The organism is Pseudomonas kielensis (genome assembly GCF_030505375.1).
Taxonomy (GTDB): domain Bacteria; phylum Pseudomonadota; class Gammaproteobacteria; order Pseudomonadales; family Pseudomonadaceae; genus Aquipseudomonas; species Aquipseudomonas kielensis.
In genome coordinates this window covers 5,812,600-5,833,372 of sequence record NZ_CP130043.1, presented here as the reverse complement: position 1 = coordinate 5,833,372, position 20,773 = coordinate 5,812,600, and the positions used below count along the sequence as shown (strand labels likewise).

At 60.4% G+C, this 20,773-nt stretch carries 18 protein-coding genes; 11 read left to right on the top strand and 7 right to left on the bottom strand.

Going from position 1 to position 20,773, the window contains the following annotated elements:
• Window positions 1–24 precede the first annotated feature (24 nt).
• Complete coding sequence (locus Q1W70_RS27000) at window positions 25–723, top strand: phosphoribosyltransferase (protein ID WP_302098433.1); 699 nt, start codon at window positions 25–27, stop codon at window positions 721–723.
• The gene (locus tag Q1W70_RS26995; protein WP_182344247.1) at window positions 716–1,375 is read left to right on the top strand and encodes a dienelactone hydrolase family protein; all 660 of its coding nucleotides are present in this window, start codon (window positions 716–718) and stop codon (window positions 1,373–1,375) included. Before Q1W70_RS27000 ends, Q1W70_RS26995 begins: the two co-directional genes overlap by 8 nt.
• A 22-nt stretch (window positions 1,376–1,397) precedes the next feature.
• Here the strand turns inward: Q1W70_RS26995 and Q1W70_RS26990 are convergent, their stop codons facing one another.
• The 3 genes from Q1W70_RS26990 to Q1W70_RS26980 form a co-directional block, all read right to left on the bottom strand.
• Window positions 1,398–2,765, bottom strand: a complete 1,368-nt coding sequence (locus Q1W70_RS26990) for an erythromycin esterase family protein (RefSeq protein WP_185818360.1) — start codon at window positions 2,763–2,765, stop codon at window positions 1,398–1,400.
• A 306-nt stretch (window positions 2,766–3,071) separates the two neighbouring features.
• The gene (locus tag Q1W70_RS26985; protein WP_185818366.1) at window positions 3,072–4,055 is read right to left on the bottom strand and encodes a zinc-dependent alcohol dehydrogenase family protein; all 984 of its coding nucleotides are present in this window, start codon (window positions 4,053–4,055) and stop codon (window positions 3,072–3,074) included.
• 22 nt (window positions 4,056–4,077) lie between these two features.
• Entirely contained in the window at window positions 4,078–4,824 is a 747-nt protein-coding gene (locus Q1W70_RS26980) for a cyclic nucleotide-binding domain-containing protein (protein ID WP_166592889.1), read from the bottom strand.
• Window positions 4,825–5,049: 225 nt separating this feature from the next.
• Between Q1W70_RS26980 and Q1W70_RS26975 the strand changes: the two genes are divergently transcribed.
• From Q1W70_RS26975 to Q1W70_RS26945, 7 genes are all read left to right on the top strand, one after another.
• The gene (locus Q1W70_RS26975; protein ID WP_302098432.1) at window positions 5,050–7,422 is read left to right on the top strand and encodes a phosphoketolase family protein; all 2,373 of its coding nucleotides are present in this window, start codon (window positions 5,050–5,052) and stop codon (window positions 7,420–7,422) included.
• A gap of 211 nt (window positions 7,423–7,633) precedes the next feature.
• Complete coding sequence (kdpF, locus tag Q1W70_RS26970) at window positions 7,634–7,726, top strand: K(+)-transporting ATPase subunit F (RefSeq protein WP_166592885.1); 93 nt, start codon at window positions 7,634–7,636, stop codon at window positions 7,724–7,726.
• Window positions 7,723–9,495, top strand: a complete 1,773-nt coding sequence (gene kdpA, locus Q1W70_RS26965; RefSeq protein WP_166592884.1) for a potassium-transporting ATPase subunit KdpA — start codon at window positions 7,723–7,725, stop codon at window positions 9,493–9,495. Before kdpF ends, kdpA begins: the two co-directional genes overlap by 4 nt.
• Window positions 9,496–9,505: 10 nt before the next feature.
• On the top strand, window positions 9,506–11,584 hold the full coding sequence (gene kdpB / locus Q1W70_RS26960) for a potassium-transporting ATPase subunit KdpB (RefSeq protein WP_166592883.1): 2,079 nt from the start codon (window positions 9,506–9,508) through the stop codon (window positions 11,582–11,584).
• Window positions 11,585–11,596: 12 nt separating this feature from the next.
• Window positions 11,597–12,169 carry a potassium-transporting ATPase subunit KdpC gene (gene kdpC / locus Q1W70_RS26955; protein WP_166592882.1) on the top strand — a complete coding sequence of 191 codons (573 nt, stop codon included), beginning with the start codon at window positions 11,597–11,599 and terminating at the stop codon, window positions 12,167–12,169.
• A 25-nt stretch (window positions 12,170–12,194) separates the two neighbouring features.
• The gene (kdpD, locus tag Q1W70_RS26950) at window positions 12,195–14,894 is read left to right on the top strand and encodes a two-component system sensor histidine kinase KdpD (protein WP_166592881.1); all 2,700 of its coding nucleotides are present in this window, start codon (window positions 12,195–12,197) and stop codon (window positions 14,892–14,894) included.
• Window positions 14,891–15,580 (top strand): response regulator, encoded by a 690-nt coding sequence (locus tag Q1W70_RS26945; RefSeq protein ID WP_166592880.1) that lies wholly within the window; start codon window positions 14,891–14,893, stop codon window positions 15,578–15,580. The genes kdpD and Q1W70_RS26945 overlap by 4 nt, the downstream gene beginning before the upstream one ends.
• A gap of 114 nt (window positions 15,581–15,694) precedes the next feature.
• On the opposite strand, the gene ftsH is transcribed toward Q1W70_RS26945, so the two are convergent.
• Window positions 15,695–17,536: an ATP-dependent zinc metalloprotease FtsH gene (gene ftsH, locus Q1W70_RS26940; protein ID WP_166592879.1), complete on the bottom strand. Its 1,842-nt coding sequence runs from the start codon at window positions 17,534–17,536 to the stop codon at window positions 15,695–15,697.
• Between the two features lie 86 nt (window positions 17,537–17,622).
• Complete coding sequence (locus Q1W70_RS26935; RefSeq protein ID WP_166592878.1) at window positions 17,623–18,270, bottom strand: BON domain-containing protein; 648 nt, start codon at window positions 18,268–18,270, stop codon at window positions 17,623–17,625.
• 217 nt (window positions 18,271–18,487) lie between these two features.
• On the opposite strand from Q1W70_RS26935, the gene Q1W70_RS26930 reads away from it, so the two are divergent.
• Window positions 18,488–18,724, top strand: coding sequence for an Lpp/OprI family alanine-zipper lipoprotein (locus Q1W70_RS26930; protein ID WP_166592877.1), 237 nt, complete (start codon window positions 18,488–18,490; stop codon window positions 18,722–18,724).
• A gap of 192 nt (window positions 18,725–18,916) precedes the next feature.
• Here the strand turns inward: Q1W70_RS26930 and Q1W70_RS26925 are convergent, their stop codons facing one another.
• Complete coding sequence (locus Q1W70_RS26925; RefSeq protein ID WP_302098430.1) at window positions 18,917–19,438, bottom strand: Hsp20/alpha crystallin family protein; 522 nt, start codon at window positions 19,436–19,438, stop codon at window positions 18,917–18,919.
• Window positions 19,439–19,450: 12 nt separating this feature from the next.
• Window positions 19,451–19,672 carry a hypothetical protein gene (locus Q1W70_RS26920; RefSeq protein WP_256669976.1) on the bottom strand — a complete coding sequence of 74 codons (222 nt, stop codon included), beginning with the start codon at window positions 19,670–19,672 and terminating at the stop codon, window positions 19,451–19,453.
• On the opposite strand from Q1W70_RS26920, the gene Q1W70_RS26915 reads away from it, so the two are divergent.
• Window positions 19,595–20,746 carry an ISL3 family transposase gene (locus Q1W70_RS26915; protein WP_302098917.1) on the top strand — a complete coding sequence of 384 codons (1,152 nt, stop codon included), beginning with the start codon at window positions 19,595–19,597 and terminating at the stop codon, window positions 20,744–20,746. The genes Q1W70_RS26920 and Q1W70_RS26915 overlap by 78 nt on opposite strands.
• The last annotated feature ends 27 nt before the right edge of the window (window positions 20,747–20,773 follow it).

Sequence of the window (20,773 nt, the reverse complement as noted above, 5' to 3'; positions counted from 1 at the left end):
GCGTGATCGCCTGGGGAGGTCTCCATGATTCAGAGTCCCTCAATGCAAACCACCTTGGCGGACCGCGCCGAGGCCGGTCGGCGCTTGGTCGAGCCCTTGCTCAAATACGCCCATCGGCCTGAAGTCATCATTCTGGCCTTGCCCCGTGGCGGTGTGCCGGTGGCTTATGAAGTCGCCACGGCCCTGCAGGTGCGCCTGGACCTGATGCTGGTGCGCAAGCTCGGCGTCCCCTCCAACCCGGAATTCGCCATGGGCGCCATCGCCAGCGGGGGCATACAGATCCTCAATGAGGATGCCCTGCGGGCGCACCCGCTCGATCGCGCCAGTTTCGAGGCCGTGGTTGCCCGGGAAACCCAAGAGTTGTCGCGACGTGAGTTGGCTTATCGCGGCGAGCGCCCACCCCTGCGCCTCAAGGACCAGGTCGTGATCCTGATCGACGACGGTCTGGCGACAGGGTCGTCCATGATGGCGGCGGTCCATGCGGTCCGTGCGCAAGCGCCGTCACGCATCGTCATCGCCGTGCCGGTAGCGCCACGGGAAACGCTTGAAGCGATGTACTTCGAAGTGGATGAAGTGATCTGCCCACTCGTTCCCGAATGGATGATGTCGATCGGCTACTGGTACATGGATTTTCCCCAGACCTCGGATGAAGAAGTCATCGACCTCCTGCAGCGAGCCTGGCAGCGCGAATCCGCCGCCGCTGCGCAGACTGGCCATGATTGAGCCTCAATCGCGAGACATGAACCTGCCGGACGCCGAGTTATCCGCCGAGGTGCGGTTGCCGACGAACACCCGCGCCCTGGTGATCTTTGTGCACGGCAGTGGCAGTGGTCGTTCAAGCCCGCGTAATCAATACGTGGCCGATGCCTTGGCGCAGCGGGGACTGGGTTCGCTGTTGTTCGACCTGCTCACGGAGTCGGAGCAGCGTCTGGACAACTGGACCCGGGAACTGCGATTCGACATCCCCCTGTTGGCCAGACGACTGGTTGATGTGATCGATTGGATCGGCCGGGACCCTGAGTTGAGCACCCTGCGTATCGGTTTGTTCGGCGCCAGTACCGGTGCGGCGGCGGCGCTGGTGGCGGCCGCCGAGCGTGCGGATGTGGTCGCGGCGGTAGTCAGTCGGGGAGGGCGAACCGACCTCGCGGGGCCGGCATTGGCCAGGGTGAAGGCGCCGACCCTACAGATTGTCGGGGCACAGGACTCGGTGGTGTTCGGCTTGAATTGCCAGAGCACCCGGGCCTTGCGGTGCGAGCAACGACTGGAATTGGTGGCAGGTGCCACGCATCTTTTCGAAGAGCCCGGAACACTCGAGGAAGTGGCCAGGCTTGCCGGCGACTGGTTTGAGCGCTACCTGCAGCCCCCCGCCCCCTGAGGACAGGGGGCGGTACGCTGGCCTAGACGCCAAACGGATAGGTTTCGTCTTCCGGCTCCACCTGCTGGCTTTTCGGCAGGGGCAGCGCGGTGACCGGGGTGGTTTGCTCGATCCAGATCATGGCGTCGAATTGTTCGGCCAGCATTGACTCGAAGTAGTGGCTGAACCGCTCGGTCTGGGGCCGGTAAATCACCCCGATGGCCCGCTCCAGCAAGGGCGCGGACAACACGCTGCGCAGTTCTTTGCGCTGCGGGTCGCGCCAGTCGGTCAGGGACGCGGCCACTCCGGCCTTGAGGAACTGATGCTCCCAACTGTCCGGCCGGGAAGGGCGCACGTCCTTGATCAACATCTCGCCGTCCCAGTCATCGGCGGCCGCCACCTGGCCGCGGTCGGTGGCCATGCCGATCAGCACCACATCGCGGCCAAAGGCGCTGCGGCACAGCTGACCGATATTGAACTGGCCCTTCCAGCCCATTTCCGTGGCGCCGGCATTGCCGATATGGGAGTTGTGCGCCCAGACCACGGCCTTGGCGTGCGGGCCGCGGTGTTCGAGCAGCGCCCGCAGGGTGTCGAACATGTGCCGGTCCCGCAGGTTCCAGGACGCCGTCGACCCCCGATAGATCGCCCGGTAGTACTGTTCCGCCGCCATCACCACCCGGGCGTTCTGCGTTGCATTGAAGAAGGCTTCATCGTCGCGGATGAGTCCGACCAGTTGTTCCGCCAACATGGCATTGAGCTGCTCGACCACCGGCTGTTCACAGGGCATCACACCACCGCGTTCGACGAAATGGCCGTACAGCGCCGGATCATCCTGCCACGGCGTCAAACAGCCATAACGTCGCCGGGCTTCATGGGCCAGGTGCGGGTCGACCCGGTCCAGATAGGCCAGCACTTCATGAATGGAGTTGCGCAGGCTGTAGACGTCCAGGCCGCGAAACTCGACGCGCTGATCGGGGGCTTTTGGGTGATTGTATTGATGCAGCCAGTGGGTGAATGCCTTCACCTCGCTGTTGCGCCACATCCAGGTCGGGAAGCGGCTGAAAATGTGCCGCTTCCAGGCGGAATGCGCCAACCCCCGGACGTACTGATCGACATGGCCGGCGTCCGGCCAGTCGGCTTCCACGGCCACAATATTGAACCCGTGCCGCTCGATGAGCCCCTGGGTGATGGCCGCCCGGGTTTGATAAAAATCGTGGGTTCCATGGCTCGCTTCGCCGATCATCACCACCCGTGCATCGGCGTAGCGATCGAACAGGTTGGCAAAGGCAGGGGTGTCCAGCGCTGGCAGGGGTTGCGCGTACTGGCGCAACACCGGGGCGATGTGCGCGGTGTCAACGTGATGTTGCTGGCTGTAGGGCTTGTGTTGCCCATTGTGCGAAGGTGAGTTCATGGGCTCATCCCCCAAGGGATAGGTTGCTGGCAGCGGCAGCGCGCTTGGGGTGTATCCGATACCCGTCGCTTTTCCGCTCGAGATCATTGCGCAGGAGCCCGGCACAGGGCGTTCACGCCTCGGGCCTTATGTGTGCTTCTGCCTGATTACTCCTACACCACGGCCAGGCCCATTGGTTGAGGTTTATCAATAAACAGCGCAATCCCCCAAGCGAAGGTACTCATCAGCCAATGCCGGGGGATCCACGATGAGCCGCACACGCGCTCGCCGTGACCCGCAGCCCGCATTGGCGGGGCCGGTCGTGTGTCACGGAACGAGCACGATCGCGCCGTTGAACTGACCACTGCGCAACAGCGCCAGTGCCTGATTGGCCTCGTCGAGGGAAAACTGGGTGGTGTCGCAGTGTACGGGGGTGTGTTGCAGCTCTTGAAAAAACGCGGTGCCGTCGTCGCGGGTCAGATTGGCCACGGATCGTACGCTACGTTCGCCCCACAGCAGCCGATAGGGAAAGGCCGGGATGTCGCTCATGTGAATGCCGGCGCAAATCACGCAGCCGCCCTTGACGGTGGCGGCCAGCGCCAGCGGCACCAGGGCGCCGACAGGGGCAAAAATCAGGCTGGCATCGAGCGGGTGCGCAGGTGGCTGATCCGAGGGGCCGGCCCATTTGGCCCCCAGGGACCGGGCGTATGCCTGACCTTCAGTGTCGCCCGGTCGAGTGAAGGCATACACCTGCTGGCCTCGGCCCCGGGCAACTTGAATGGCCAGGTGCGCTGCGGCGCCAAAACCATACAAGCCAAGATGATGTGCACTGCGTGCCATTTGCAAGGCGCGAAAGCCGATCAGCCCGGCACACAGCAACGGTGCGGCCTCCGTATCGGAAAGGGCCTGGGGGATAGGAAAACAGAAGCGTTGGTCGGCCACGGTGTATTCGGCGTATCCACCGTCCAGGTGGCAACCGGTGAACAGGGCCTGATCGCAGAGGTTTTCCCGTCCGCTCTGACAGTATGCGCACTGCCCACACGTCCAGCCGAGCCAGGGAACGCCGACCCGTTGGCCGATGCGCTCGGGGTCTGCATGGAGGCCGACGGCCATGACCTCACCGACGATTTCATGCCCCGGCACCCGGGGCAGCACCGCTTGAGGCAATTCACCGTCCACCAGGTGCAAATCAGTGCGGCAGACACCGCAGGCCAGGACTTTGATCAACAGTTGATTGGCCCCGGGTGTCGGAATGGGTCGATATTCCCGTTGCAGCGGCTGACCGGGGGTGTGAACAACCATGGCGCGCATCATGATGTCCGCTCGACCGGCATCAACAGGCAGGAGGGCGATGGCAGCCGGAAATCAACTGCTTGAGGCCTTCTAGATTGAGGATTTTGACGTTGCGGCCTGAGATTTTCACGAGCTCCTGGTCCCGCAGATGCGCGATGCCCCGGCAAATGGTTTCCAGGCGCAGCCCCAGGTAGGAGCCGACTTCCTCGCGGCGCATTTTCAACACGAAGTCCGTCGATGAATACCCACGGGTTTTCAAACGTTGCGACAGGTTGAGCAAGAAGGCCGCCAGGCGCTCGTCCGAGTTCATGTTGCCCATCATCATCAACATGTCGTGATCGCGCACGATTTCCCGGCTGAGAATTTTGTTCAGGTTGTGCTGCAGGGAAGGCAGATCATGGGCGAGTTTTTCCAGCTGAGCAAAGTGAATGGGGCAGACTTCGCTGTCTTCCAGGGCCACCGCATTGCAGGCATGCAGGTCCGTGCTGATAGCGTCCAGGCCCAGCATTTCGCCGGGGATCTGGAACCCCGTGACTTGCTCGCGACCATCGATGGTCAGAATGCTGGTCTTGAACGAGCCGATGCGCACCGCATACAGCGAGCGCAGCTCATCGCCAGCCCGGTAAAGGGCCGCGCCTTTTTTGACCTTCAAGCGTTGCACGATCAACGTGTCCAGCCGCTCGACTTCCGGCCCGGTCATGCCGAGGGGCAGGCACAGCTCCATCACACTGCAGCTTGAGCACGCAGCCTTCAGGTGATGGGGATGCAGAGCGCGGATTTCAGGCATGAGCAGTGAGGTCATTTAGGGAAGTCTCACTAAGGATAGGCGGCGTGGGGTCTGACACGCCGCTCATTCTCGGGAATGCCGGTGTAATCGACGAGCGGAACATCCTTAGGGCATTTTTACCCGGATCCCGACTTAGGCATTTGATGTAAATCAAGTCTTGCGCGCTCCGGACTCCCAGAATGGCTCAAAGCCGATCTATAGCCCGGTCCTTTGGCGGAGAAGTTCATGAGCGATTTCTTGAATGCTGAGCAACTGGAGGGCCTGGATGCTTATTGGCGCGCCTCCAACTACCTGGCCGTCGGACAGATTTACCTGCGAAGCAACCCGCTGCTCAAACAGCCCCTGACCCTGGCACACGTCAAGCCGCGCCTGCTGGGCCATTGGGGGACGACACCCGGGCTGAACCTGATCTACACCCATCTCAATCGTGTGATCAACCAATACGACCTGAACATGCTGTTCATCGCCGGCCCCGGCCACGGTGGACCGGCGGTGGTCGCCCAGACCTACCTCGAGGGCACCTACACCGAGTTTTGCCCCGCGGTGGAATGTAATGAAAACGGCCTGCTGCGCCTGTTTCGCCAGTTCTCCTGGCCCTACGGCATCGGCAGCCATGTCTCGGCCCAGATACCGGGCTCCATTCATGAGGGTGGTGAGCTGGGTTATAGCCTGGCCCATGCCTACGGTGCCGCGTTTGACAACCCGGACCTGATCGTCGTCTGCGTCATCGGTGACGGCGAGGCTGAGACCGGGACACTGGCCGCCAGTTGGCACTCCAACAAGTTTCTCAATCCGGCGCGGGACGGGGCGGTCTTGCCCATCCTGCACCTCAATGGCTACAAGATCGCCAATCCCACCGTACTGTCCAGAATCAGTGAGGATGAACTCTCAGCCCTGCTGTATGGCTACGGCTACGATCCGTACTTCGTGGAAGGCGATGAACCGGTGCGGGTGCATCAGGCGCTGGCCCAGACACTGGACACAATCGTGTTGAAAATCCGCGACATTCAGCTTGAGGCGCGTCGCTCAGGACACGCCACGCCGCCGCAACGGCCGCTGTGGCCAATGTTGGTCCTGCGTACTCCCAAAGGCTGGACCGGTCCGAAATTCGTCGATGGCCATCGCGTCGAAGGCACATGCCGCGCGCATCAAGTGCCATTGGCCGATTTCCAGCAACCGTTGCACCTGCGCCAGTTGGAGGAATGGCTCAACAGCTACCGCCCGGATGAACTGTTTGATGAAAGCGGTGCGCTATTGCCCCAGATCACGGCACTGGCACCGACCGGGCACCGGCGGATGAGCGCCAACCCCCATGCCAACGGTGGTGCGGTGTTGCGCCCCCTGGATTTACCGCGATTCAGCGAGTATGCGGTGGCATTTGATGCTCCTGGCAGCCTGCGCGCGGAGGCCACACGGGTGATGGGGAGGTACTTGCGCGATGTGATGAAAAACAACCTGACCTCCAGCAATTTTCGCCTGTTCGGCCCGGATGAAACCGCCTCGAACCGCCTTGATGCGGTCTATGAGGTCAGCGCCAAGACCTGGATGGAGCCGCTGGAACCGGACGACGTCAATCTGGCCGCCGAGGGTCGCGTGATGGAGATTCTCAGCGAACAGGTCTGCGAGGGCTGGCTTGAGGGTTATCTGCTGACGGGGCGCCATGGTCTGTTGTCCTGTTACGAAGCGTTCATTCATATCGTCGACTCGATGGTCAACCAGCATGCCAAATGGCTGAAGACCGCCGCCCAAGTGCCCTGGCGTCAACCCATTGCTTCGCTGAATTTTTTGCTGACCTCCCACGTCTGGCGTCAGGACCACAACGGGTTTTCCCACCAGGACCCGGGGTTCATCGATCTGGTGGCCAATAAAAAGTCGGACGTGGTGCGGATCTACTTGCCCCCCGATGCCAATTGCCTGTTGTCGGTGACGGACCACTGCCTCAGGAGCCGCGACTACATCAATGTCATCGTCGCCGGCAAACAGCTGGAATGGCAGTGGCTGGACATCGATGCCGCCACCCGGCATTGCCAGAATGGTCTCGGTCGATGGGACTGGGCGTGTCGCAATGATGAAGACCCCGACGTGGTCATGGCCTGCGCCGGTGATGTGCCGACCCTGGAAACGCTCGCCGCCGTCACCTTGTTGCGTGAGTACGTGCCGGATTTGCGGGTGAGGGTGGTCAATGTCGTGGACCTGATGGTGCTGCAGCCGTCGTACCAGCATCCCCATGGCATACCGGACAGCGCGTTCGATGATTTATTTACCCAGGACAAACCGGTGATCTTTGCTTTCCACGGCTACCCCGCGCTGATTCACCGTTTGATCTACAAACGCACCAACCATGAGAACTTCCATGTGCGAGGCTTCAGGGAGGAGGGCGCCACGACCACCCCCTTCGACATGGCAGTGATCAACAACCTGGACCGCTATCAGCTGGCGCTGGACGTCATCGAGCGCGTCCCTCGCCTGGGTGATCAGGTCCCGGCCGCCAAGGCGCGATACTGGTCGACGATGGAACGCCACAAGCTGTATCTGATCGAGCACGGGCAGGACATGCCCGAGGTCCTGAATTGGCAATGGACGCACGTGGATCGTTGAGTGGTGCCAAGTCGGCAATTGAATGAGGTCTTTATACGATCCTTATTCTTTTACCCCCAATCCTTTTAACAACTTACTCGAGGGCAAATTAGGCTTCCCTCATCGTTGGAGGGAATGCCATGGACTTCGTCTTTTTTGTGCTCGGTGCCCTGTTTTTTCTCATCGTTGTCGGCCTTGCGAGTGGCTGTGCCGCGCTGAAAAGGAGACGCTCATGACCGGTTTCTATCTCATCGGCGCCCTGATCGCGGCGGGGTTGCTGATTTACCTGGTTTGCGCACTGCTGTTTCCGGAGGACTTCCTGTGACGACTCAAGCCTGGGGCCTGCTCGGGGCCTTTCTGCTGGTGCTGGGTATTCTGGCCTGGCCTCTTGGGCGTTGGTTGACCACGGTGATGGAGGGCCGATTTGCCTTCGGGGCGCGCATCGAGTCGCCGCTCTATCGCCTTGCCGGCATCAAGCCCGACGCACAGATGGGGTGGCTCCAGTATGCCCTGGCCCTGCTCCTGTTCAACGCTCTGGGATTGCTGGCCGTTTATGCCCTGCAACGGCTGCAAGGCGTTCTGCCCTTTAACCCCCAAGGGTTGGGTGCCGTTACGCCAGACTCCTCGTTCAATACCGCTGCCAGTTTCGTCACCAACACCAACTGGCAAGGCTACAGCGGCGAAACAACGATGAGCTACCTGACCCAGATGCTCGCACTGACGGTCCAGAACTTCCTGTCCGCGGCGACCGGTATCGTCGTCGCGGTGGCTTTGATCCGGGGGTTCGCGCGCCACAGTGCAGACAGCATCGGCAACGCCTGGACCGACCTTACGCGCATCACGTTGTGGGTGTTGCTGCCGCTGTCGCTGATTTTTGCGCTGTTTCTGGTTAGCCAGGGCGCAATCCAGAATCTTGACCCGTACAAGCAAGTCACGACGCTGGAGGTCACGCAGTACCAGGTCCCGGTACTCAACGAGGCCGGCCAGCCAACCGTCGACGCCCAGGGCAATGCGGTCACCAGGGTTGTCAGCACCGATCAACAGACGATTGCCATGGGGCCAGTCGCATCACAGGAAGCCATCAAAATGCTGGGCACCAATGGTGGCGGTTTCTTCAATGCCAACTCGGCCCATCCTTATGAAAACCCCACCGCCGTGACGAACTTCTTTCAAATGCTCGCCATCTTCCTGATCCCGACCGCACTGTGTTTCGTCTTCGGTCACATTGTTGGCGACATACGCCAAGGCTGGGCGCTGCTGGCGACCATGACGATCATCTTCGTGATCGCGGTAGTGGCCGTCACCCATTACGAGCAGCTCGGCAATCCGCAGTTTTCGGCGCTGGGTATCGACACGGCGGCGGGCAACATGGAAGGCAAGGAACTTCGCTTCGGCATCACTGCCTCCAGTCTGTTTGCCGCGGTGACCACGGCGGCGTCGTGCGGCGCCGTTATCTCAATGCATGATTCATTCACGCCGCTGGGCGGTGCGGTGCCGCTGATACTCATGCAGCTGGGTGAAGTGGTGTTCGGCGGCACCGGTTCAGGCCTGTATGGCATGTTGGTGTTCGCCATCCTCGCGGTGTTTATCGCCGGCCTGATGATCGGCCGCACGCCGGAGTACCTGGGCAAGAAAATCGACGCCTACGAGATGAAGATGGTGGCCATCGCGATTCTGGTAACGCCTTTGCTGGTGTTGTTCGGGACGGCGATCGCGGTCATGGCCGAGGCTGGGCGACTGGGAGTCGCAAACCCCGGTGCCCATGGTTTCTCGGAAATTCTCTACGCCTTCACCTCGGCGGCCAATAACAACGGCAGTGCATTCGCCGGCCTGTCGGCCAACACCCCGTTCTACAACACGATGCTGGCCATCATGACCTGGTTTGGTCGGTTCGGCGTCATCGTGCCAGTGCTTGCCATCGCCGGCAGCCTGGCTGCGAAAAAACGATTGGCCGTCACCGCAGGCACGATGCCCACACACGGCATGCTGTTCGTGGTGCTGCTGATCGGTACGGTGTTGCTGGTCGGCTTGTTGAACTACGTACCGGCGCTCGCGCTGGGGCCTGTCGTTGAACACTTCATGATGATCAAGTGAGATCACGAACATGACACGCAAAGCGTTCTCCTTGTTCGACCCGAAACTGATAGCACCCGCCATGATCGAGTCAGTGCGCAAACTCAGCCCCCGGATCCAGTGGCGCAACCCGGTGATGTTTGTCGTCTACATCGGCGCGATCATCACCACCGCCCTGATGGTCCAGGCACTGACCGGCAAGGGGGAGGCCGCTACCGGGTTCATCCTGGCGATCATGGTTTGGCTTTGGTTCACTGTACTGTTCGCTAACTTCGCCGAAGCCCTGGCCGAAGGCCGCAGCAAAGCCCAGGCCGCTTCCCTGCGCAATCTGAAAAAGGAAACCTGGGCCAAGAAACTGCGCGAGCCGCGGTACGGCGCAGAGTGGCAGTTGGCCAAATCGAACGACCTGTGCAAGGGCGATGTGGTCGTGGTTGAAGCCGGTGACCTGGCCGACTCGGTGATTCCGGCCGACGGCGAGGTCATTGAAGGCGCAGCCTCGGTGGACGAGTCGGCCATCACGGGGGAATCGGCTCCGGTGATCCGGGAATGTGGCGGCGACTTCTCGGCCGTGACTGGTGGAACGCGGGTGCTGTCGGACTGGATCGTCGTTCGTGTGACCACTGACCCGGGCGAAACCTTCGTCGACCGCATGATCGCGATGGTCGAGAACGCCAAGCGGCAAAAAACCCCGAATGAAATTGCCTTGTCGATTTTATTGGTCGCACTGACGATCGTGTTCCTTGGCGTGACGGTGACACTCCTGCCGTTCTCGCTGTTCGGCGTTGCGGTGGCCGAATCCGGGGCCCCGGTCTCGATCACCGTCCTCATCGCGTTGCTGGTGTGCCTGATTCCCACGACCATCGCCGGCCTGCTGTCCGCCGTCGGTGTGGCGGGCATGAGCCGCATGATGGAGGCCAACGTGATCGCCACGTCCGGGCGAGCCGTCGAAGCCGCCGGTGACGTGGACGTTCTGCTGCTCGATAAAACCGGGACCATTACCCTGGGCAACCGTCATGCATCGGCCTTTTTACCGGCTCCAGGTATCAAGGAGGCCGAGCTGGCGGATGTGGCGCAACTGGCCTCCCTGGCCGATGAAACCCCCGAGGGGCGCAGCATCGTCGTCTTGGCCAAGCAGCGTTTCAATCTGCGGGAACGGGAAATCGGCACACTCGACGCCCACTTCGTACACTTTTCGGCGCAAACGCGAATGAGCGGTGTGAACATGGGCGACCGGCAAATACGCAAGGGCGCTGGCGAGGCCATTCTCAAGCATGTCCAGAGCCTGGGTGGCAGCTTTCCCGAAACCGTGCAAAACAGCATTGAGGAGGTGGCGCGTCGGGGCAGTACCCCACTGGTGGTCGCCGACGGGGTCAAGGTGCTGGGCGTGATCGAACTCAAGGACATCGTCAAGGGCGGAATCAAGGAGCGTTTCCTCGAACTGCGGCGCATGGGCATCAAGACCGTGATGGTGACCGGCGATAACCGGGTCACCGCCGCCGCCATTGCTGCCGAGGCTGGCGTCGATGACTTTCTGGCGGAGGCGACGCCTGAGCAGAAGTTGCAGTTGATCCGCGACTACCAGGCAGAAGGCCGGCTGGTGGCCATGACCGGCGACGGCACCAACGATGCTCCGGCACTGGCTCAAGCCGATGTTGCCGTGGCGATGAACTCGGGGACCCAGGCCGCCAAGGAGGCCGGGAACATGGTGGACCTGGACAGCAACCCGACCAAGTTGATCGAGGTAGTGGAAACCGGCAAACAGATGCTGATGACCCGCGGTTCGCTGACCACCTTCTCGATAGCCAACGACATCGCCAAGTATTTCGCGATCGTACCGGCAGCCTTTGTCACCACGTATCCGCAGCTCGCGGCGCTTAACATCATGGGCCTGACGAGCCCGAACTCGGCGGTGCTGTCAGCGGTGATCTTCAACGCGCTGATCATCATTTTCCTGATTCCCCTGGCACTCAAAGGCGTGAAATATCGCCCGGTAGGCGCGGCCCTGCTGTTGCGCCGCAACCTGATGATCTATGGACTGGGTGGCATGATCGTTCCATTTATCGGCATAAAAATGATCGACATGGTGCTGTTTGCCGTCGGTCTGACTTGAAGGAGCACTGTCATGGCTTCTCTACTGCGCCCGGCGTTGACCCTGTTCATTGCCCTGTCGTTGATCACCGGCCTGGCCTATCCACTGCTCACGACCGGCATTGCCAGGTGGGTGTTCCCTTCTCAGGCACAGGGCAGTCTGATTGAACGGGATGGCAAAACCGTGGGTTCCTCGTTGATCGGTCAGCGCTTCAGCGATCCCGGGCACTTCTGGAGTCGCCCGTCGGCGACCGGCCCCACCCCCTACAACGCGGCGGCCTCGTCCGGGTCGAACCTGGGGCCACTGAACCCGGCACTGGCGGACGCGATCAGGGGCCGCATCGATGCCTTGCATGCCGCCGACCCCGGTAATACCGCGACCATTCCCGCCGACTTGATCTACAGTTCTGCCAGCGGCCTCGATCCACATATCAGCACCGCGGCAGCCCAGTATCAGGCGGGCCGAATTGCGCGGGTGCGCAATGTGCCCATAGAGCGCGTTCGCCAACTGATTGCCGAACACTCCGAAGACAGGCTGTTCGGGTTCCTTGGCGAGCCTCGGGTCAACGTTCTGGAACTGAACCTGGCACTCGACGCCGTACGTTGAGCGCCACTCTGACACGGTGGGTTTGATGGCCGAACAACGTCCTGACCCAGACCAGCTACTGGCGCAGATTCGCGCAGATGAAGCCCAGGCCAAGCGCGGACAGCTGAAGATTTTTTTCGGTGCCAGCGCTGGTGTCGGCAAGACCTACGCGATGCTGACGGCCGCCCAAACGGCGAAACAACAGCACATCGATGTACTGATCGGCGTAATCGAAACCCATGGCCGTGCTGAAACCCAGGCGTTGACCCAGGGCCTGGACGTTTTGCCCCTCAAACAGGTCGTTGACAAGAACCGCACACTGACCGAGTTCGATCTGGACGCCGCGCTGTCACGCAAACCGCAGTTGATCCTGATCGACGAGCTGGCCCACTCCAACATCGTTGGTTCACGCCATCCAAAACGTTGGCAGGACGTGGAAGAACTGCTCAGCGCCGGTATCGATGTCTGGTCCACCATGAATGTTCAGCACCTGGAGAGCCTGAACGACGTTGTCGGTGGCATTACCGGTATTCGCGTCTGGGAAACCGTGCCCGACCGTGTGTTCGACACGGCTGATGAAGTGGTCATCGTCGACTTGCCGCCTGATGACCTGCTGCAACGACTTAAGGAAGGCAAAGTGTATCTGGCCCATCAGGCTGAACGGGCGGTGCAGAATTTCTTTCGCAAAGGCAACCTGATCGCGTTGCGTGAATTGGCGTTGCGCCGCACCGCCGACCGTGTGGACAGCGAGATGCTGCAGTACCGCATCAGCCGCGCAGTAAAACCCGTCTGGGGCACTCGCGACTCACTGCTCGCCTGCGTCGGCCCGCATGAGCAGGGAGAAAAGACGGTACGGTCAACGGCTCGCCTGGCCGCACAGCTCAACGTGCCGTGGCATGCGGTTTATGTCGAGACACCTGCCTTGCAGCGCCTGCCCGAGACCAAGCGGCGTCGCATTCTGGCGACCCTGAAGCTGGCCCAGGACATGGGTGCCCAGATCTCGACCCTGGCCGGTCAGGACATTGCCGAGACGCTGGTCAAGTACGCCCGGCAGCACAATCTGTCCAAAGTCGTACTGGGCCGCGATGACCAGCCTCGTCGTCATTTCTGGAGCCGGTTGCTCGCAGATCGAATGGGTGCGCTGGGCGCTGATCTGGACGTGATTCAAGTCTCCCTTGCGACCAACCCGCGCAAACAAACCGAGCCCCATTGCGCGAAGACGCAAAGCCCGGTCAGGGGGTGGTCCTATGTCTGGAGCGTGGCGCTCTGCGCGGTAACGACCCTTGCGGCCATACCTTTGGCTCAGGTGCTGGAGCAGGCCAATATCGTCATGCTGTTTCTGCTGGTCGTCGTCGCCGTCGCCGTTCGTTTTGGTCGCGGTCCGGCTGTTCTGGCGGCCTTTGTATCAGTGGCCGCATTCGACTTCTTTTTTGTGGCGCCGCGCTTTTCGTTCGCCTTCGCTGATATCCAGTACCTGGTGACCTTCAGCGTGATGCTCGTGGTCGCGCTGGTGATCGGCCAGATGACCGCAGGCCTGACGTACCAGGCACGGGTGGCGCAGCGGCGCGAAGATCGCATGCGGGCGCTGTACGACATGTCGCGGCTGTTGTCGGCGGCGCTGATGACCGAGCAGGTCGCTGAAATCGGTTCACGTTTCCTCAGTGCCGAATTTGGTGCAAGGTCGGCACTGCTGGTCGCTGACGACAACAATAAACTGCAAGCGCCGCTGATCACCGGGGATGCACCGCACGTGGACGTTGCCATTGCCCGGTGGTCCTTCGACAAAGCCGAACCGGCCGGCTATGGCACCGATACGCTGCCCTCCAGCCCAACGCTTTATCTGCCTCTGTCGGCACCCATGCGGGTGCGCGGGGTATTGGCCGTGCAACCGCATGACACGAGCCGTCTGGCGGTGCCGGAACAACGACGTCTGCTCGACACCTGTGCGTCATTGCTGGCTATCTCGCTGGAACGGATTCACTACATCCACATTGCCCAGGACACGACCGTTCAAATGGAGTCCGAGCGCTTGCGCAACTCGTTGCTCTCGGCCATCTCCCATGACTTGCGAACCCCGCTGTCGGTCATGGTCGGGCTTGCCGAAGCACTGAAGCTGACCAAGCCCCCCCTGACTGGCGAAGCCGCCGAAATCGCCACCGCGGTAGGCGAGTCGGCGCTGCGCATGAACACGCTGGTCAACAACCTGTTGGACATGGCGCGCCTCGAATCCGGCAAAGTGGTCTTGAATCGGCAGTGGCAACCCATCGAGGACGTAGTGGGCAGCGCCCTGCGAGCCATTCAGCCGATTCTGGGCGGGCATTCGGTGCAGGTCGTTCTGGACGATAATGTACCTCCTGTACGCATCGACGCAGTGTTGATCGAACGCGTCCTGATCAACCTGATCGAGAACGCCGTCAAGTACACCCCTCAAGGCACCACCATTCGTCTGGGGGCCCGGGCCTCGCCGGACAACATCGAATTGTGGGTCGCCGACGAAGGTCCGGGACTACCCCACGGTCACGAAGAGGCGGTCTTCAGCAAGTTCATGCGTGGCAAGAAGGAAAGCTCGATACCAGGTGTCGGGCTGGGCCTGGCTATTTGCCGGGCCATCGCCCTGGCTCATGGCGGGACGATGCTGGGGGTCAACCGGCCAGAGGGCGGGGCTTGCTTCACGTTACGCCTGCCCCGTGAAGCCCCTCCGAACATCGAACCCTTTGAGCCGCAGACCGACAAGGACTCACCATGAGCGAATCAGTGCCTCATGTCCTGATCATCGAAGACGAGAAGGAAATACGTCGCTTCGTGCGCATGGCCTTGCAAGCTGAAGGCCTGGAAGTTCACGAAGCCGATACCTTTCACCGGGGGCTCATTGACGCGGGCACGCGCCGGCCCGACCTGATTGTGCTCGACCTCGGACTGCCCGACGGTGACGGTATCGACCTTATCAGGGACGTGCGCAGTTGGTCAGAGGTGCCGATCATTGTGTTGTCTGCCCGTGGTGCGGAATCGGACAAAATCCTGGCCCTGGACACGGGGGCAGATGACTATCTGGTGAAGCCGTTTGGCACCGGAGAGCTGCTGGCGCGTGTGCGCGCCATGCTGCGCAGACACGTAAAAGAATCCGAGAATCACGCAGCCCTGGCTTTTGGCGACGTGCGGATTGATATGGAACGGCGTGTCGTGGAGCGCTGCGGCGCGCCATTGCATTTGACACCACTGGAGTATCGCCTGCTGGTCCATCTTTGCTCACATCCGAACCGGGTTCTGACGCACCAACAACTGCTCAACGCGGTATGGGGGCCAGGGCACACTACCGATACGCCGTACCTTCGGGTCTTCATGGGCGGGCTACGGAAGAAAGTCGAGGTCGACCCCTCACAGCCCAAACACCTGGTGACTGAAACGGGCGTTGGCTACCGTTTTATCCCCTGATGCCAGTGGTCGTTATTGGGGGCATTCTCTTTGATGTGAAAGCATCTGCGGGTCATGGCCATGCACATACCTGGCAGGCGGCAGCGTAACTGCGGGGATGCTCTAAACAAGCCCTCAGGGCTGGGGCACGATCAACCGGGCGACTGCGGTGGCGGCCTTGACCGGCCTGATCGGTGGAAACTCTTCAGGCGTGAGCGTTTCTTTCTCCAGTAGCAGAAGTGCCCCGGCGTCCAGATCGGCCCGACGACCTTCGAGCAAGGCGGTTGCCCGACGGTAGCCTTCGTCGAGCAGGGCGCGAATTTCCAGATCGACCTCCCTGGCCGTTTGCTCCGAATAATCTTTGTCCATGGCGCTCGGCATACGTTCGCCAAGAAAGGACGAGCTTTGCCGCTCCAGCACGGACTGGCCGAGCGAGGCGCTCATGCCAAACCGGGTGATCAGCTGTCGGGCGATATCCGTGGCCCGCGCCAGGTCATCGGCCGCCCCGGTCGAAATCTGCTCAAACACAAGGCGTTCGGCGGCGCGTCCGGCCATGAGAACGACGATCCGGTCCTTGAGCATTTGGCAACTGATCAGGAAGCGGTCTTCGGTCGGTCGCTGCAGCGTATAGCCCAGTGAACCAATCGCGCGGGGCACGATTGAGACTTTATGGACCGGATCCATGGCCGGCAGGCTGCTCGCCGCCAGGGCATGCCCCATCTCATGAAACGCCACCACTCGGCGTTCATCGGGGCGCAGCACGCTGCTTTTGCGTTCAACCCCGGCGACGATGCGTTCTACGGCAGCCGTGAAGTCGTCCAGGCTGACGGCATCAGCCCCGCGACGTGTCGCCACGATGGCGGCTTCATTGACCAGGTTGGCCAAGTCCGCGCCGGTAAACCCCGTGGTGATGTCGGCAATGCGCTCGTTATCGAGGTCTGGCGTGACCGTTATTTTTTGCAGATGGACCTTGAGTATTGCCTGGCGACCTTTTCGGTCTGGGCGATCGATCAGCACCTGGCGGTCGATTCGTCCAGCGCGCAGCAATGCAGGGTCCAGAATCTCCGGTCGATTGGTCGCGGCCAGCAATACAACGCCCTCACGAGGGTCGAATCCATCCAGTTCGGACAGTAACTGATTGAGGGTCTGTTCTTTTTCATCGTTGCCACCAAAGGCGCCGATGCCCCGCATCTTTCCCAGCGCATCCAGCTCATCGATGAAGATGATGCAGGGGGCGGCCTGGCGTGCCTGTTCGAACAGGTCGTGGACGCGTGCCGCCCCCACCCCGACGAACATTTCGACAAACTCGGATCCGGAGATCGAAAAAAACGGTACGCCCGCTTCACCGGCGATCGCTTTGGCCACCAGGGTTTTGCCGGTTCCTGGCGGGCCGACCAGCAGCGTGCCCTTGGGAATGTGCGCCCCCAGGCGTGCGTATTTGGTTTTGTCCTTGAGGAACGAAACGATTTCCACCAACTCAGCCTTGGCCTCATCGATGCCTGCCACATCGGCAAATGTCACGCCGGTATCGCGCTGGACGAATACCTTGGCCCTGGACTTGCCGATGCTCATCAGTCCACCAAAGCCCTGTTTTTGCGCCAGGCTGCGGAACAGGAAATGCCAGACCACCATAATCAAGACGAAAGGCAGCAGCCAGCCGAGCAGTCCGCCCAGGCGGGTGTTTTCCTGCACACCGGTAAACCCGACCCCCGAACGCGCGAGATCCGCCGCGAGGGCGGGGTCGACCCGCACGGTTGAGAACAGGGTATGGCCATCAATGGGCACCTGCAGTTTGCCGGTGATTTTGTCCTGTTCCACTCGCAAATCACTGACTTTCTGCTCGCTCAGCAGTTGTAAAAACTCGCTGTACGGTAGGGGCTGAACGATGTTTCGTTCGAGAAACAGAAACTGCACAAGCGCGACCACAAAGAAGGCGATCACGAAGTAAGACAGGTTCCATTGTTGATTCTTCTTCATGGCCTTGGCCCGTGCAGGAGGCGATGTGGAGGGGGGGCAACCGCTCAACGCGCCCGGAGGTAACGAACCGTCTCCGGGCTGTTGCTTCAGGCGAGCAGCAAATGATCTTCCACCTTGTTGACGCCCGGTACTGACCAGGCGGCCCGTTCCGCGATCTTGCGTTCACGCCACAGATGCACCCGGCCTTCGAGTTTGACCACACTGCCTTCAACCTTGATGTGAATCCCTTTGGCATCGACTTCGGCATTGCGCTTGAGCGCTTCTTCGATGCGCTGCTGGATATCGAGCACATCAACCTGGGGACGCAGCGTGAGTCGGTTGTCCACGCCGACCACCCCGGACAGCTTGCGCACGGCCCGTTCTACGGTTTCCTTCTGGTACTGCCAGTCCACCTGGCCTTCCAGGCTGACCCAGCCGTTCTCCACAATGACCTTGGCTGCGCCCTGGGGAATATCGGCGCTCCAGTCAATGATGTTGAGGGCGCGATTGGCGATGGTGTCGTCCGCCGTGCCGGCCCCCTTGTTCAGTCGCACCTGGATTTCTTCCGCCAGTGCGCGTACGCCTTTGACCGCCTTGACGGCACGTTCGACACGTACTTTCTGTGCATAGTTGGTGACGTGGCCGGTCAGGGTGACAACCCCCTTGTCGACGGCAACCCCAATGTTGGCGGCATCGATGTCGGGCAGGAATTCGAGCTCTTCGAGTATGGATTTACGCAGGCTCAAGTCGTTCATGACGATGTCCTCGGTTGAAGGGCGATAGTTGCCCGTTCCACTTTTTTACGCCTGAGCAACTTCGCGGCATTGAGTTAAATCAAGTCGGCGTCAGTGGTCGTCTCCGTTGATCGCCAGGTGTTGGTTGATTGATAAAAATCAGAGAGGCCCGGCAATGCCCATTGATACTTGAATCGTCAATTGCAGTGATTCAGGCGCGAAACTTGAGGATAAAAAAATGAGCAGGTACTTCACCGTTGCACTGTTGGGCATACTTTTGGCGACGACGGCCGGGTGCAGCAATAGGCATGCCCAGGAAATTGACGCTCGCCTGGAGTCCGCGGAAAACAATGCGACGTGGGCACGTGTCAGGGCTGACGAGGCATTTTTGAAGGCACAACTGGCAGCGGAAGTGGCGCTTCGAGCACAACACACAGCCGATGAAGCCAATGTGCGTATCAGTCGGATGAAGTAAGGCGCTTGGCAAGTACGCAGTCCCTGTATGAAACCCCGTACGGGATGAGGGAAATCTGATCTCGCGCGTAAAGGAATAGGGTGTGACCGTCCCTGACTTATTCGTATCGAACAGCCTCGATGTCGATTCGGATAATGCGGACAACAAAAATCCCCCGGCCGGTTTCCCTGCCAGGGGCAAGTTGCCTGGGATTCAATCGGCTTTGATCGGCACGAGTTTATCCGCTTTCATGGCCTCAGGCTTTTTCGGCAGCGAGAGGCTCAGCACGCCTTTGCTGAAACTCGCCTCGATCTTATCGGCATCGACGCCTTTGGGAAGGTTGAATACCCGCTCGAAGGAACCATAGTGACGCTCGCTAAGGTAGTAGCCTTTACGTTTTTCTTCCTTGTCGTCTTTCTTTTCCCCTTTGATGATCAGGCTGCCATTGGACAGTTTGACCTCAATGTTTTTCTCATCCATGCCGGGCAGTTCGGCAGTGATTTCGAAACTCTTGTCTTTTTCGGTGATATCCACGGCAGGCAGGCTGTGGCCGATGAGTTCTCGCCGCCACAGCGGATCGACATCAAACAGGCCACGGCTGAAGGGTGACAGGTTTGAGCGGTGGTTGAAGTCTTCGAACAGGTGATCGACCTGTTGCCGGAGTTTTTCCAGGGGGCGCCACAGATCAGTGCCCACTGAACGCTCACTGACTTTGTCCTCGTTAGTCACGGGCATTTTTTTGGTTCTTCACGGAATCCCGGGAAACACAGAAACAAGAACGCCGATTTGATTGATGATGTTCGTGCGAGCAAACACATCTAACAAACCGGCGTTCTTATGCGCGATATTAATACTTTCCTTCCTTTTTGGGAGGGCTTTTCTGTCGTCACGATCAAGCCTGATGGTGACGCCCTCCAGATCGATCTGACACCCCACGCCACCCGATTCCCTTCCTGTGGCGGGTGCCAAAAACCCTGTTCAACCACGCATGAGTATTGCGAGCGAGTCATTCGTGATTTGCCCATTCTCGGTCGTGCGGTGCGCCTGAGCGTTTTGCTCCGACGCGTTGGTTGCCGCGACTGTGGTAAACGCATGGAGGCCGTCAGTTGGCTGGATCGCTATGCCCGCATGACGCGGCGTCTGGCAGAGGCGGTCATTCAAGCCTGTGAGCGCCTTCCCACGCTGCACGTGGCGCAGATGTTTGGGCTGCATTGGGACACCGTTCGGTTGCTGGAGCGTCGTGCCTTGCAAGCGGCATTGAGCGATCTGCCGAAGGCGCAACCACGGCGTCTGGTGATGGACGAGTTCGCCCTGTTCAAGGGCCATCGTTACGCCAGTGTGGTGCTGGATGCGGATACACGACGAGTGCTGTGGATCGGCGAAGGCCGCAGCCGGGCGGCGGTCAGGCCGTTTTTCGAAGAGCTGGGGCCAGAGGGATGCGCCCGAATCGAAGCGGTGGCAATGGACATGAACACCGCTTTTGACCTGGAGGTTCGTCAGCACTGTCCCAACGCGCGAGTGGTCTACGACCTCTTCCATGTGGTGGCCAAGTATGGCCGAGAGGTGATTGATCGGGTTCGTGTCGACGAAGCCAATCGACTGCGTCATGACAAGCCGGCCCGACAGGTCATCAAGCAGGCGCGTTGGCTGCTCCTGCGCAACCCGCAGAACCTGAAAACACCGGAGCAACAGGTCCGCTTGGAGGATCTGCTGGCGGCCAACCACGCGTTGATGAAGGTCTATTTGATGAAGACTGAACTCAAAACGCTTTGGACGCCGAGCACCGCTTGGGGTTGGCGATCGGCCTGGAAGCAATGGCTGCGCCATGCGCATGAAAGCGAAATACCGGCACTGATCCAGTTCGCCAAACGGCTAAAGACTTACTGGCGGGGCATCGTCAGCCGGGTTCGCTGGCCGATGCACACCGGTCAGTTGGAAGGAATAAATAATCGAATAAAGGTCATCAAGCGAATGGCGTACGGTTACCGGGATAGCGAGTTCTTTTTCATGAAGATCAAGAGCGTCTTTCCCGGTAATCCGTGAAGAACCTTTTTTTTCACGGTATTACTC

Coding starts and splice junctions, on each gene's coding strand:
- Q1W70_RS26930 (WP_166592877.1), top strand. CDS start 18,488: ATGAGCAGGTACTTCACCGTTGCACTGTTGGGCATACTTTTGGCGACG.
- Q1W70_RS26975 (WP_302098432.1), top strand. CDS start 5,050: ATGAGCGATTTCTTGAATGCTGAGCAACTGGAGGGCCTGGATGCTTAT.
- Q1W70_RS26995 (WP_182344247.1), top strand. CDS start 716: ATGATTGAGCCTCAATCGCGAGACATGAACCTGCCGGACGCCGAGTTA.
- Q1W70_RS26990 (WP_185818360.1), bottom strand. CDS start 2,765: ATGAACTCACCTTCGCACAATGGGCAACACAAGCCCTACAGCCAGCAA.
- Q1W70_RS26935 (WP_166592878.1), bottom strand. CDS start 18,270: ATGAACGACTTGAGCCTGCGTAAATCCATACTCGAAGAGCTCGAATTC.
- Q1W70_RS26925 (WP_302098430.1), bottom strand. CDS start 19,438: ATGCCCGTGACTAACGAGGACAAAGTCAGTGAGCGTTCAGTGGGCACT.
- kdpC (WP_166592882.1), top strand. CDS start 11,597: ATGGCTTCTCTACTGCGCCCGGCGTTGACCCTGTTCATTGCCCTGTCG.
- Q1W70_RS26980 (WP_166592889.1), bottom strand. CDS start 4,824: ATGCCTGAAATCCGCGCTCTGCATCCCCATCACCTGAAGGCTGCGTGC.
- Q1W70_RS26945 (WP_166592880.1), top strand. CDS start 14,891: ATGAGCGAATCAGTGCCTCATGTCCTGATCATCGAAGACGAGAAGGAA.
- Q1W70_RS26985 (WP_185818366.1), bottom strand. CDS start 4,055: ATGCGCGCCATGGTTGTTCACACCCCCGGTCAGCCGCTGCAACGGGAA.
- kdpD (WP_166592881.1), top strand. CDS start 12,195: ATGGCCGAACAACGTCCTGACCCAGACCAGCTACTGGCGCAGATTCGC.
- kdpF (WP_166592885.1), top strand. CDS start 7,634: ATGACCGGTTTCTATCTCATCGGCGCCCTGATCGCGGCGGGGTTGCTG.
- ftsH (WP_166592879.1), bottom strand. CDS start 17,536: ATGAAGAAGAATCAACAATGGAACCTGTCTTACTTCGTGATCGCCTTC.
- kdpB (WP_166592883.1), top strand. CDS start 9,506: ATGACACGCAAAGCGTTCTCCTTGTTCGACCCGAAACTGATAGCACCC.
- Q1W70_RS27000 (WP_302098433.1), top strand. CDS start 25: ATGATTCAGAGTCCCTCAATGCAAACCACCTTGGCGGACCGCGCCGAG.